General features: G+C 72.3%; 10 protein-coding genes. 6 read left to right on the forward strand and 4 right to left on the reverse strand.

All coding sequences use genetic code 11. The features are described 5' to 3' along the window. Nucleotides 1-15 precede the first annotated feature (15 nt). The 4 genes from O2W15_RS11640 to O2W15_RS11655 all read left to right on the forward strand — a co-directional run bounded on the left by O2W15_RS11640 (nucleotide 16) and on the right by O2W15_RS11655 (nucleotide 2,740). The gene (locus tag O2W15_RS11640) at nucleotides 16-924 is read left to right on the forward strand and encodes a hypothetical protein (protein WP_269179542.1); all 909 of its coding nucleotides are present in this window, start codon (nucleotides 16-18) and stop codon (nucleotides 922-924) included. Next, nucleotides 905-1,606: a hypothetical protein gene (locus tag O2W15_RS11645; protein ID WP_269179543.1), complete on the forward strand. Its 702-nt coding sequence runs from the start codon at nucleotides 905-907 to the stop codon at nucleotides 1,604-1,606. The genes O2W15_RS11640 and O2W15_RS11645 overlap by 20 nt, the downstream gene beginning before the upstream one ends. Beyond that, entirely contained in the window at nucleotides 1,603-2,475 is an 873-nt protein-coding gene (locus O2W15_RS11650; RefSeq protein WP_269179544.1) for a hypothetical protein, read from the forward strand. Before O2W15_RS11645 ends, O2W15_RS11650 begins: the two co-directional genes overlap by 4 nt. A 79-nt stretch (nucleotides 2,476-2,554) precedes the next feature. Further along, nucleotides 2,555-2,740, forward strand: coding sequence for a hypothetical protein (locus O2W15_RS11655; protein WP_269179545.1), 186 nt, complete (start codon nucleotides 2,555-2,557; stop codon nucleotides 2,738-2,740). A gap of 52 nt (nucleotides 2,741-2,792) precedes the next feature. On the opposite strand, the gene O2W15_RS11660 is transcribed toward O2W15_RS11655, so the two are convergent. Further along, on the reverse strand, nucleotides 2,793-3,833 hold the full coding sequence (locus O2W15_RS11660; RefSeq protein WP_269179546.1) for a zinc-binding dehydrogenase: 1,041 nt from the start codon (nucleotides 3,831-3,833) through the stop codon (nucleotides 2,793-2,795). Nucleotides 3,834-4,117: 284 nt separating this feature from the next. On the opposite strand from O2W15_RS11660, the gene O2W15_RS11665 reads away from it, so the two are divergent. Both O2W15_RS11665 and O2W15_RS11670 read left to right on the forward strand, forming a co-directional pair. Then, the gene (locus O2W15_RS11665) at nucleotides 4,118-6,526 is read left to right on the forward strand and encodes a glycoside hydrolase family 65 protein (protein WP_269179547.1); all 2,409 of its coding nucleotides are present in this window, start codon (nucleotides 4,118-4,120) and stop codon (nucleotides 6,524-6,526) included. A 105-nt stretch (nucleotides 6,527-6,631) separates the two neighbouring features. Then, nucleotides 6,632-9,337: a cation-translocating P-type ATPase gene (locus O2W15_RS11670; protein ID WP_269179548.1), complete on the forward strand. Its 2,706-nt coding sequence runs from the start codon at nucleotides 6,632-6,634 to the stop codon at nucleotides 9,335-9,337. Nucleotides 9,338-9,417: 80 nt separating this feature from the next. Here O2W15_RS11670 and O2W15_RS11675 read toward each other — a convergent pair whose 3' ends face one another. The 3 genes from O2W15_RS11675 to O2W15_RS11685 form a co-directional block, all read right to left on the reverse strand. Beyond that, the gene (locus O2W15_RS11675) at nucleotides 9,418-10,587 is read right to left on the reverse strand and encodes an MFS transporter (protein WP_269164287.1); all 1,170 of its coding nucleotides are present in this window, start codon (nucleotides 10,585-10,587) and stop codon (nucleotides 9,418-9,420) included. Between the two features lie 118 nt (nucleotides 10,588-10,705). Beyond that, nucleotides 10,706-11,527, reverse strand: coding sequence for a CPBP family intramembrane glutamic endopeptidase (locus O2W15_RS11680; protein ID WP_269164286.1), 822 nt, complete (start codon nucleotides 11,525-11,527; stop codon nucleotides 10,706-10,708). Next, nucleotides 11,524-13,125, reverse strand: coding sequence for a DUF4389 domain-containing protein (locus O2W15_RS11685; RefSeq protein ID WP_269179549.1), 1,602 nt, complete (start codon nucleotides 13,123-13,125; stop codon nucleotides 11,524-11,526). Before O2W15_RS11685 ends, O2W15_RS11680 begins: the two co-directional genes overlap by 4 nt. Nucleotides 13,126-13,351 lie beyond the last annotated feature (226 nt).

The raw sequence follows: 13,351 nt of genomic DNA on the forward strand, positions 1-13,351 counted from the left end.
TCGAGGATGAGTGGGATGGCGCTGCGCCGTCTGCCCGGCCTGGTGGCCGTCCTCGGCGCGGCAGTGGCGGCGACCGGCTTGTTCCGGCGCCCGACCGGAGAACCACAACAGGTCGTGACACCCCGCGGGCAGTCGGTCCAGCTGGCCGGGGACGGGCTGTACCGCTTCGACACCGTCTTCACCGCAGCCGGCAACACCGGCGTCGATGCCGTCGTCCTGACCCTGGGTGTCCCGCTGCTGCTGGCTTCCTGGCTGCACCACCTGCGGGGCTCATCACGGGGCAGCCTGCTGCTGACCGGTGCCCTCGGCTACATGGCGTACGTCTCGGCCAACCAGGCCCTCGGGATCGCCTACAACCCGCTGTACCTGGCCTACGTCGCACTGTTCTCCGCCAGCCTCTTCGGCTTCGTCTCCGCACTGGCCGCGACCGACCGGGCCACCCTGCAGGCAGTTGCCGACGACGCCGGCATGCCCCACCGGACCCTGTCCCGGTTCCTGCTCACCTCCGCTGCCGTCACCGCCCTGGTATGGCTGCAGCCCCTCGTCAGCGCGCTGCTCCGGGGAACGGCGCCAGCACTGCTGGACGTCTACACGACGCCGGTGACGTACTCCCTGGATCTCGCGATCGTCGTCCCGGCTGCTGCCCTCGCGGGGGTCCTCGTCCGCCGTCGCGATCCGTTCGGGTACCTGGTCGCAGCACCGCTGCTGGTCACCATCGTGATGCTGCTGCCCACGATCACGCTCAGCACCGTGCTCCAGGCCCAGGCCGGGATCACCTTCACCGCCGCCGAGGTCATCGGGCCCATCGCCGGCTTCACCGTCCTCGGGGGCATCGGCGCCTGGCTGCTCGTCCGCCTCCTCCGCGCCGTCCCCACCGCGCCCGCCTGCCAGGAGGTGGCCGGCCATGTCCAGACGCCGGTCTGACGGACGGATCACCCCAGTCCTGCGGGGGGCGATCGTCGCCGCCGTCGGGACCGGGATCCTCGGCGCGCGACTCCTGCATGCGCGGCGGAACTGGGGAGCCACGGCCGACGAGGTCCGCTCGACGCTGCCCGGCGACGACTTCGTCCCGGAGCCGGCGGAGCAGACCACGCTGGCGGTGTCGATCGATGCTCCCGCCGAACGTATCTGGGCGTGGTTGGTCCAGATCGGCCAGGACCGCGGCGGGATGTACAGCTACGACGTGCTGGAGAACCTGGTCGGCCTGGACATCCACAGCGCCGAGGAGATCCGGGACGAGTGGCAGCACCTGGCCGTCGGGGACCACGTCGTCGTGGTCCCCGAGGGCTTCGGCCCAATGCCGGACGGCTATTCGTTCACCGTGGCCCTGGCGGATCCCGGCCGTGCACTGGTGCTCCGTCAGTCTCCGCCGGAGCACCCCTGGAACGGTGTCTGGTCCTTCCACGTAGTCCCTCGCCGTGACGGCGGTTGCCGGCTCCTGTCCCGCATGCGCACCGAAGTCCAGCCGCAACGGGGACTGCGGATCGCCACCCGGGTGCTGGAGCCGGTGACCCTGGTGATGACCCGCCGCATGCTCCAGGGGATCAAGGAGCGGGCCGAGCGCCCAGCCGTAGCCCCCACTGCGTCGAGGGAGATGGCCCCATGACCGGACTGATCAGGCACGCCCCGCCGCTGGCTGTCCGGGTGCGCGCCGAGGCGGCAGTGGCCGGCCAGCCGCTGACGGTGCTCGTCGAGGTCATTGCGGACGGCCCGGCAGAGGTGGCGGGTGGGGTCGTCGAGCTCGTCCGGTCCACGGCTGTCACCCACGCCCAGCGCACCTGGAGCGGGGCCGGCCACCGCGTCGGCATCCGGGACTCCGCCGTCCTCTCACATGCCACCTTGGACATCGCCGGCGCGCTGGCGGCGGGAGGACGCGCAGTCCGGCAGGTGACGTTGTTCGTCCCGGCCGAGCAGGTGACCATCACCGGGTACCTGGTGCAACAGGAGTACCTGGTGCGTGCGCAGGTCAGGGCTCAGGAGGGACGTCCCGTCGAGGGAGAGGTGCGGATCCGTGTCGCGGGGCCGGCGTCGCAGCTGCACCGGAGGACGGAGGTCGCCCCGGTCGAGAGGGGCGACGAGTTCGCGTCGCTGGCGATCGACGAGCTCTCTGCGCCGCGGGTGTGTGCGGGCGTGCCGCTGTCCGGGGTGGTCGCCGTCGCTCCTCACCGAGCGGGGACGACCCGCGGCGTCCGAGTCGAGTTGGTCCTCGCCGAGCTCACCCGCGCACGACCGGGTGAGCTGCTCGAGGAGGACTGCGAGGCGACGACGGTGGTCTCCGCTGTCCCCGCGAGTGGACCAGCCCAGCTGGCGCCGGGGCAGGCCCTCCGTCTGCCGTTCGCCCTGCCGGTCCCCGACCCACTGCCGGCTCCGTCGCTGAGCACCCCAGAGTTCACCCTGCGCTGGCTGGTGCGCGTGGTCCTCGACCGCGCACTGCGCGAGGACTCCTCGACATCTGTCGAGCTACCAGCCGGGTAGCGACGTGCGTGCCTGGGAGCGCCGAGGACCAGGTCGACGCCCTGAGCGGTTGGAGGATCGGGTGGCCGAGGACGGACCCATGGACAAGGGGCAGCAGATTCCGTGGTCCGGAGTCGGGGTGGCCCTGGGCACGGGCGTGGGTCTTGCCGTGGGCGTGGCGGTGGCCGGTGGGACAGGCATCCCGGTGGGGCTGGCGCTCGGCGCCGGGCTGGGGGTCGTCGTAGGCGCCGCTGCGGACGGATTTCGCCGCAGGGCGCAGCGGTAGGGCCCTGCGGGCGCCCGGGCGTCGTACGACCTGGTCCTGGCCCGCCTCGCCGTCAGCCCCGCAGGACGGCGACCTTGAGCGCGCCCGAGGCCACCGGGTCGTCGAACAGGTCGTAGGCCAGCGGCACCTCGTCGAAGCCGAAGCGGTGGGTGACCATGCGGCTCACGTCCAGCCGCCCGGCCTGCAGCATCGACAGGAGCATCGGCGTCGACGTGGTGTCCACCAGGCCGGTCGTGATGGCGATGTCCTTGATCCACAGGTCCTCGAGGTGCAGCGTCGTCGGCTTGCCGTGCACACCGACGTTCGCGACCCGCCCGCCCGGCCGGACGACAGCGACCGCCATGTCGAACGTGGCCGGGATGCCTACCGCCTCGATCGCGACGTCGGCGCCCAGCCCGCCGGTCAGTTCCCGGACCACCCCGGCCACGTCGTCGTCCGGCGACAGCACCCGGTCGGCGCCGAACGCGCTGGCTGCGGCGCGCCGGGCCTCCACCGGGTCCACCACGATCGTCTGGAGCGGGCTGTAGAGCCCGGCGGACAGCACGGCCGCCAGCCCGATCGGACCCGCACCGACGATCACCACGGTGTCTCCCGGACCGACGCCGCCGTTGAGGGCGCCGACCTCGTAGGACGTGGGCAGGATGTCGGCGAGCATCAGCGCCGCCTCGTCCGAGACCCCCTCGGGCAGCCTGTGCATCGATCCGTCAGCGAACGGGATGCGCACGGCGTCGGCCTGCACCCCGTCGATCAGGTGCCCCAGCAGCCAGCCGCCCCCGCCCAGGCACTGGCCGTACCGGCCCTCCCGGCAGAACCGGCAGCGGCCGCACGAGCTGATGCACGACATCAGCACCCGGTCACCGGCCTTCACGGTCCGGACGCCCCCGCCGACGGCGGTCACGGTGCCCACTGCCTCGTGACCCAGCACTCGCCCCGGCTGCACCTCGGGGACGTCACCCCGCAGGATGTGCAGGTCGGTCCCGCAGATCGTGAAGGCGTCCACGCGGACCATGGCGTCCTCCGGATCGGTGACCTGGGGATCCGGGACGTCCTCCCAGGCTCGCTTGCCCGGTCCGTGGTAGACGAGTGCCTTCATGGCTGCCTCCGGTCGTCGTGAGATTGGTCGAACTGAGAAGCAGTCCACGGGAGTCTGCCGCCCATCGGCACAGCCGGTGGACCGGGAGATCGGGGTCCAAGGTCCCGCGTTGCGTTGCGTCGCGTCGCCGTTCGGGGCACTACGTCCCGGCACCGGAGGACCGACTACCTGGCCACGACCACCCGGCGCAGGGCACGCTGGGGCCGGTCGACGGAGACGGGAGCCACGATGCGCGTCGGGCCGGACAGGGGTGCGCGGCGCTGCGCCCAGGGCGAAGGCCTCGGGTGACGGGCTGGCTGCTCCGGTACGAGGGGTGGGACCCCGAGGCGGAGGCGCTGCGCGAGACGCTCTGCGCACTGGGCAACGGCCGGTTCGCAACCCGCGCAGCGGCTCCCGAGCGACGGGCGGGGGGTGGCTGCTACCCCGGTACGTACGCCGCCGGGGTCTTCGACCGGCTGACTGACGTGATCGACGGGCACGAGGTGGCGAACGAGAGCATCGTCAACCTGCCGGACTGGCAGTCGCTGACCTTCCGCACGAAGGACGGCCCGTGGCTGGATCTCTCCACCGTGGCGGTGAGCGACTACGTGCAGGAGCTCGACCTCCGGCGCGGCGTCCTGACCCGCCGCTTCCGGGTCGAGGACGACGAGGGGCGACGCACGCGGGTCGCCCAGCGGCGGCTGGTCTCCATGGCCGATCCCCGCCTTGCGGCGCTGGACTGCACCCTCCTCGCGGAGAACTGGGCAGGCCGGCTCACCGTCCGATCGGGCCTGGACGGCCGGGTGACCAATGACGGGGTGGCGCGGTACCGGGGGCTGGACGGCAGGCACCTGTCCGCAGTCGAAGCCCACGTCTGCGAGGAGACCCCCACGCTGACGGCGGAGACCCGGCAGTCGAAGATCCGGATCGGGATGGCCGCGCGGCACCGTGTGCTGGTGGAAGGAACAGTGCGGCCGACGGTCGCCGATCCGGTCCTGGCGAACGGCGTCGCCGCAGTCGACCTGGAGCTCGACATGGAGACCGGCCGTCCCGTCACCGTCGAAAAGCTCGCCGCCCTCTGTACGTCGCGCGACCCCGGCATCGGTGAGCCCGGCGAGGCGGCGGTCGACGAGATCGACCGCGCCGGCACCTTCGACGACGTGCTGGCGCGGCATGAGCTCGCCTGGGACCACCTGTGGTTCCGCTGCGACGTGGAGATCGCCGGCCCCCCGCGCGCATCGCTCGTCCTGCGGCTGCACGTGTTCCACCTGCTGCAGACCGTCTCCCCGCACAGCGTCGACCTTGACGTCGGCATCCCCGCTCGGGGGCTGCACGGTGAGGCCTATCGCGGACATGTGTTCTGGGACGAGATGTTCGTCCTGCCCTTCTTGAACCTGCGGCTGCCCGAGGTCGCCCGCGCCATGCTGCTGTACCGGTGGCGGCGGCTCCCCCAGGCCCGAGCCGCGGCACGGGCGGCCGGTCATCGGGGCGCGATGTTCCCGTGGCAGAGCGGATCAACGGGGCGGGAGGAGTCGCAGGCACTGCACCTGAACCCGCGGTCGGGCCGCTGGCTGCCCGACAACTCCCACCTGCAGCGGCACATCGGCCTGGCGATCGCCTACAACACCTGGCGCTACTACGAGGCCACCGGCGACACGGACTTCCTCACCGAACACGGCGCCGAGTTGCTCCTGTCGATCGCGGCGTTCTGGGGCGACCTGGCCACCTACGACCCGGTCGACGACCGGTTCGACATCCGTGGCGTGATGGGGCCCGATGAGTACCACGACGCCCTGCCGGGCCGCGACGAGCCGGGCCTCGACGACAACGCCTACACCAACGTCATGGCGGCCTGGACGCTCACGCGGGCACTCGAGTGCCTCGACGTGCTCCCGCCGGGGCGGCGGCACGAGCTGCTCGACACCCTCGACATCCGCCGCGCGGACCTCGAGCGCTGGCAGCACGTCAGCCGCAAGCTCCGGCTCTGCTGGACCGAGGACGGCGTCCTGCTGCAGTTCCGCGGCTACGAGTCGCTGGAGGAGTTCGACTGGGCCGGCTACCGGGAACGCTACGGGGACATCAGCCGACTCGACCGGATCCTGGAGGCCGAAGGCGACTCGACCAACCGCTACAAGCTCTCCAAGCAGGCCGACGTCCTCATGCTCTTCCAGTTGCTGACGGCCGAGGAGCTGTACGGCCTCCTCGACCGGCTGGGCTATCCGCACGACCGGCAGACGATCCCCCGCACGATCGCCTACCACCTCGAACGCACCAGCCACGGCTCGACGCTGTCGAAGGTGGTGCACTCCTGGGTGCTGGCCCGGTCGGACCGGCGGAAGGCGTGGGACTACTTCCTCGAGGCACTCGAGAGCGACATCGCGGACGTGCAGGGAGGGACCACCGGCGAGGGCATCCACCTGGGTGCGATGGCCGGCACCGTCGACCTGCTGGAGCGCGGGTTCACCGGCCTGGAGACGCGCGAGGACCTCCTCGGGTTCGACCCCTACCTGCCCGATGCGCTGCACCGCATGCGGTTCCGGCTGCGCTACCGGCGGCACACCGAGATCGAGGTCGTGATCGACCACCGGACGCTGACGGTCGGCGGAACGGCCAGCAGGGCCACCGTGCTGCCGGTCCGTGTCCGCGACAAGGAGTTCCGGCTCGACCCCCGGGGCAGCCTGGAGATCCCGCTCCGCCGGCGCCGCACGGACTAGCGCGACAGGGTCTCGAGCACCGCCCCCCGACGACCGACACCCGGCTCGGGTGACCGGGACGAAGGCCACTGTCCCGTCCGCAGGCCGGTGCCGAAAGCTGGCATGGTGCCCCTCTCCGATCAGGCCACCTCCTCCGCTCGGGCGCACCACGAGCTGCCCGTCCACGAGGTCGTCGTCCTACTGGGCACCCATCCGGACACTGGTCTCACCGACGCGGAGGCCGCCCGACGGCTGGACACCGTCGGTCCGAACGTCCTGTCCCGCACTGACCGACGCGGGCCCTGGCGGCGGCTGCTCGACCAGTTCCGCCACCCGCTGATCTACGTCCTACTCGTCGCTGCGGTGGCGACCTTGCTGCTCGGCGAGTACGTGGACGGCGCGGTGATCGTCGCCGTCGTGCTGGTCAACGGGGCGATCGGATTCGTGCAGGAGAGCCGCGCGGAAGTGGCGCTGGAGGCGCTGACGTCGATGGTGCGGACGGAGTCGACGGTGGTGCGGGAGGGGCGCCGGCACCGTGTCCCGTCGGCGGACCTGGTCCCCGGGGACACGGTGCTGCTGGAGGCCGGCGACCGGGTGCCCGCCGACCTGCGGTTCGTGGCGGCGTGGGAGCTGCGGGTCGACGAGTCGGCGCTGACCGGCGAGTCGTTGCCGGCTGACAAGGCACCGGTTGAGCTGCCGCCGGACACTGACCTCGGGGACCGCGCCAACATGGGGTACTCGACCGGTCTGGTGACCAGGGGCCAGGGACGCGGGATCGTCGTCGCGACCGGTGGCGAGACGGAGATCGGGCGCATCCACCGCCTCGTCGGCGAGGCGCGCGTCCTGCAGACCCCGCTCACTCGGAAGATCGACCGGTTCAGCCGGGTCCTGACGGTGGCCATCCTCGCGCTGGCCGGACTGACCTTCCTGCTGGGGACCGTCCGCGGCGAGTCGGTCGCGGACATGCTCACCGCCGCGGTCGCCCTGGCCGTCGGGGCGATCCCGGAGGGCCTGCCGGCCGTGGTGACCATCACCCTGGCCATCGGCGTGGCCAGGATGGCGCGTCGGCGAGCGGTCATCCGGCGGCTGCCTGCGGTGGAGACGCTGGGCAGCACCACGGTGATCTGCACGGACAAGACCGGCACCCTCACCGCGAACGCGATGACGGTGACGACGGTCGTCGCCGGGGGCCAGGAGTGGTCGGTGAGCGGCACCGGCTACTCCCCTCAGGGCCGGCTGGACCCGGCGCCGGACGCTCCCGCGCTGCGCGAGTGCCTGGTGGCCGGGGTGCTGTGCAACGACACCCGGCTGACCGGACCGGAGGGCGCACGGACGGTCGTCGGGGACCCGACCGAGGCGGCGCTCCTCGTCGTGGCGGAGAAGGCCGGCCTGGACGCCGGCGACCTGCGCGAGCAACTACCGCGGTTGGACACCGTCCCGTTCGACTCCGACCGCCGCTACATGGCCACCCTGCACCGGCACCCCGACGGCCGGGAGGTCGCGTACGTCAAGGGGGCCGTCGAACGTCTCCTCTCCATGAGCTCGGTCCAGTTGCGGGCCGATGGCTCGACCGGCCCCCTGGATCCCGCGGCCGTGCACGCGCGAACCGAGGAGATGACCGCCCGTGCGCTGCGGGTGCTGGCGTTCGGCCGCGTCGACCTGCCGCCCGGCACCTCCTCGCTGACCTCGGAGCTGCTGCAGGACGTCGTCCTCCTCGGGCTCCAGGGCATGGTGGACCCGCCGCGGCCGGAGGCGATCGAGGCCGTCGCAGCCTGCCGGTCGGCCGGCATCCAGATGAAGATGATCACCGGCGACCACGCCGGCACGGCCCGCGCCATCGCGGAGCGCTTCGGCCTGGGAGAGGACGGGCATCCCGCCGTCGTCACCGGTCGCGAGCTCGCGGCCCACCCGCCCGAGGACCTGCCTGCCCTGGCCATGCGGACGGCGGTGTTCGCCCGCGTCGACCCCGAGCAGAAACTGCGGCTCGTGGAGGTCCTGCAGGCGCAGGGGCACGTCGTGGCGATGACCGGGGACGGGGTCAACGACGCCCCCGCGCTCCGCCGGGCAGACATCGGTGTGGCCATGGGGCTCGGCGGCACCGAGGTGGCGAAGGAGGCAGCCGACATGGTCCTCACCGACGACGACTTCGCCACGATCGAGGCAGCCGTCGAAGAAGGCCGCGGTGTCTTCGACAACCTGCGGAAGTTCATCACCTTCATCCTGCCGACCAGCTTCGGCCAGGGCCTGGTGATCCTGGCGGCGATCGCGCTGGGCACCACGCTGCCGATCCTGCCGGTGCAGATCCTGTGGGTGAACATGACGACCGCGGTGGCGCTCGGCCTCGCCCTTGCCTTCGAGCCGCTGGAGGAGGAGATCATGCGGCGTCCGCCGGTGCCGCCGTCCCGGCCGTTGCTCACCGGGGAGTTGGCCGGCCGGATCGTGCTCGTCTCCACGCTCATGCTCGTCGGTGCGTTCAGCCTCTTCGAGTGGGCCCTCGCCCAGGGCGCGGAGGTACCCACCGCGCGGACCGTCGCGGTGAACGTCTTCGTCGTCGTCCAGGTCGCCTACCTGCTCACCTGCCGGTCGCTCGACCGATCCGTGCTCTCCATCGGCCCGTTGCGCAACCGCTGGGTATTGGCCGGCATGACCGCGATGCTGGGGCTCCAACTGCTGTTCACCTATGCCCCGTGGATGAACACGCTCTTCCACAGCGCTCCGGTCGACCCGGTCTGGTGGCTGTGGACCACCGGCGTCGGTGTCGCCGTCTTCCTGGTGGTCGAGACCGAGAAGTGGGTCCGCCGGCGCGTCCGGACCGGCCCGCGCAACAGGTAGCGGGAGCGGCCGGTCCTCGGTTCACGACGGCGCGCTGGCATCGTTGGGTCCACGGATCGCCGCCGCACCCGCTGCCCACCTCACCGTCCGGTCTTCCTGACCGCCATCCCTCCCGAGGACCCGGACAGCATGAGTGCCACCCCGCTGAGCAGTGACACCGCGGCGGTGAGGACGAGCAGCGTCCCCAGCCCCAAGCCGGGGATGACCGCACCGGCGAGGGCGGGCGCTGCGACCGAGATGACGGCACCCACGACCAGACACCCGGTGAACGCCGTCCCTGCCCGGTCGGGCACCAGCTCGGCGGTCCAGACCGCGAGCACCGCCGACCCGGTCATGTACCCCACGCCGAAGATGCATGCCGAGGCCGCCGTCGCGAGCAGAGAGTCGCTGGCCAGCCCGAGCAGGGCCAGCGCCGCAGCCACCGTCACCAGGCACAGCGCCGCCACCCGGCTGCTGCCCAGTCTCCGTGCGATGGCTCCGGTCGCCACGGCGACCACGCCGGTCAGGCCGATGGCCGCGTAGAGGGCCGGGACAGCTGCCGAGGGTAGGTCGTCCCGCTGGAGGACGTCCGCGGCGTAGGTGAAGTAGATGACGATGGCCGCGAAGTAGACGAGGGAGTAGGCGGCCGGGACCCGAAGCTCTCTCACCAGTGACGAGGCGCGGCGCTGCCCGTCCGGGCGTGGCGCCGGCTTGGTGCTCGGCACCAGCCGGAGGTTCAGCACGGCCGCAGCCACGGCGGCGACGGCGATGCCGCCCCAGACCAGTCGCCACGATCCCAACGCGGCAAGGGCGGCCAGACCCCCCAGCGCGACCAGTCCACCGCTGGTGCCGGTCGTGATCATCGCCAACGCCCTCGACTGCTGCCATTGGTCGACCGTCCGCGTCACGATGTCGGAGTAGGGCGCCCAGACCCAGCCGCCCGCGCTGCCGGCCAGGACGGCACCGCCGGCCAGCAGCCAGGGGGACTGCGCGACCGTCACGATCACCGCCCCGAGGGCGCCGCAGGCCCCGCCCACGGTCGTCGGGGCGCGCGAGCCACGGCGACTGGCGAGCGGCCCCGTCAGCAGCAGGCCCGCCAGGTAGCCGGCGAACGTGGCGCTGGCCACCAGGCCGAGCACCAGCTCGGAGAGCTCCAGGTCCCGCCGGATGTCGGGCAGTGTCAGACCGTAGGCATACCGGGCCATGCCGAAGGCCACCCCGACCACCGCCGCTCCGGCCAGGCCGACCCGGGCGGCCGGGGACGACGTCATGAGCTCTCCTCACTTGCGGCATGCGCTGAGCCGATCCCCGCCTCAGCGAGGCTGGCGTCGCGTGCCGATCCACGCGACGACCGCTCCGGTCAGTGGACGGCCAGTGTTCCTCCTCCCGTCAGTGGCCGGCGACGCGGTCGAGGTCGCCGGCCCGGGCGGCCACGGGCACCGCCCGGTGGTCGAAGCCGAGTCGACCGCGGGTGAGGGCCACGAGGACGACGGCCGCTGCGACCAGCACGCCCAGGATTGCCGCGTCGACGGTGAGGCTGTCGTCGACGAGCACGAGGTGCTCCAGCGACGGCGTGAACGCACCGTGCAGGACGACGCACAGCAACAGGCTGCCGGTGCGGTTCCAGAGCCAGGTGTAGAAGACGACGAATAGCATCGGTCCCACGAAGCCGATGCCGTACAGCGGCAGGTGCCACAGACCCCAGATCAGGCCGAGCAGCGCAGTCGCCGCGAGCGGCGAGTGGCGGGACTGCAGTCGGTCCAGGGCGAAGCCACGCCAGCCGGGCTCCTCCTGTCCGCCGCCGACCAATGCCACGAACACGAAGGTGCCGATCCAGGAGGCGGCAGCCCCACCCAGCCGGTCCAGGTGCACCTGCTCGCCGAGGACCGCGAGCACGCCGTTGACCGAGAGGAACAGGGCCGCCGGCAGTCCGAGGGCGTAGACCCAGTACTGCACCGGCACCCGCCAGCGCAGCAACGGCCGCAACCAGCCGCGCACCGACCCTCCCGACCAGTGGACCACCAGGCCCGCTGCGACAGCCGGTCCGAACGCACCGGCGGTCAGCAGCACCGCACCAGCAGCTCCGCCCACCCCGAACACCGCCGGCGCCCAGAGGAGCCAGGAGATGCCATAGGCGAGCAGCACGTAGCTGAGCAGCGGCCGGGCGACGACGCGTTCGCACAGCACGGGCGCACCCGAGGCCGTCGTCACCGGGGGGCACCCGAGGCAGAGCTGCCGACAGCCGGGTTCGTCGGCGAGGACGGCGGCGGTGGCATCGGCGATCCGGCATGGGACGGGGTGGCGTCCGACGGCGGGTAGCGGTGGGCCCGGTGCACGGCGAGCGCCACCAGCAGCACCCCGGCTGCGATCAGCACGGCTCCGGTGGCCAGCAGGGCGACGGAGATCCACCCCAGCGCGGGCACCGTGGCCGCTGCCTGCGCGTCGGCGGTCAGGCCCGGCTCCCCGTCGGCCCGCATGATCACGGCCGTCCACGAACCGTCCGCCGGTCGCCAGGTGAGCGTCTGAGAGCCCGAGCCGCTGGCCTGCGCGGCCCAGATGTCCAGCTCGCCCGGCAGCTGCTCGGGTGCGCCGCCGGCCACGTCGGTCCAGCGGTCCACCTCCGGCTGGTCACCGGGCCAGGTGGTGCCCACGTCCTCGACCACGCGGTGCGCAACGCCGTCCAGATAGCGGTCGACGGCGGCCGTCGGGGCGATCCCGACGAAGAGCTCGGTGTCGGGGTCCACGGCGGCCACCTCGAGCCGTGCCGTACCGAGGAAGTCGTCGATCACCCACTGCTCCCCCGCCGTCTCCAGCCGGAGGCCGTCGGACACCACGGCGTAGGACTCGGCACCGAGCTCGACGGTCGGCGTCCAGAGGTATCCGTCGTCCCGCCCGGCCTGGTCGGCCCACAGCAGCGCACCGCCGCCACCGATCAAACCGGTCGCGGCGAAGAGCAGGACCGAACCGATCACCACCGAGACGACGCGACCGGCCGTCCAGTTGCTACGAGGCTGAGCCATAGGCAACCCGCCGACAGCGGGTGAGGCGGTGGACCCGGCCGTCGCCGGGCCTGCGACCGGCGCGGCGCCCGCTCCGGGGGGCGCGACCGGTGGCGGACCTCCGGGGACGGACCCGGGGTCGGCACCGCCCATGTCCAGCCGGAACGGCGGGTACCGGTCGGTCATCAGGCCGGCGTACGCCGCCACGCGCAGCGCCCAGCGGTCCATGCCCATGACGAAGTCGTAGAGCGGGCGCGGATAGCGGCCGGTGAACAACAGCACGACCGCCGCGATGAACACCAGCAGGCCGACCAACCCGCCGGCCCCCCACCCGGAGTCCCAGCCGTCCTCGGGGCCGGTCCGGGTACCCAGCCAGACCCCGCCGCCGACGAACACGGCCAGCACCAGGTAGTGCGGGACGGCCAGCAGCCACCACTTGACCAGCACCAGTCCCCGGGACAGCCGCTCGGGACGAGCGACATCTAGCCGGGCCGGGTAGTCGGGCACGTCGGCGAGCGTGAACGGTGGGTACCGGTCGGTGCCCAGCGCCCCGTAGCCGTAGTAGTGCACCCGCCAGGTCCAGCGCAGCACCCCGACGTTGAAGTCGAAGACCCCGGCCGGATAGCGGCCGGTGAACAGGATGGCGAAGAAGGCGACCACGCTCAGCACCACGAACGCGGTCCACAGGAACGCCAGCACGATGAAGTGCGGGATCAGCAGCAGCCACTTCACCAGCCACAGCCAGCGGGAGAGCCCCGGCTCCAGCGCCGCGTCGACGCGGACGGGGTAGGGCGGCGGTCGGTCGGTCACGGGAACTCCTCGGTGTCGGATGTGGATCCGACGATCCCGAGGACCCGGGTGGATGGACACGGGCGAAGGGTTCGTGCCGGGAGGGACCTCCGTCGGTGCCTCGGTCCCCGGAGACGAGAGTGCCGACGGACTGCCGGGTCCGGACGGTGGACCAGCCAACCGGCGGAGCAGCCCACCGGCGGCCATAGGTCCCTGATCGGCGAGGTCCCCCGTCCCTGTCTTCTCC

The organism is Modestobacter sp. VKM Ac-2979 (assembly GCF_026967995.1).
In the GTDB taxonomy this organism is placed as follows: domain Bacteria; phylum Actinomycetota; class Actinomycetes; order Mycobacteriales; family Geodermatophilaceae; genus Modestobacter.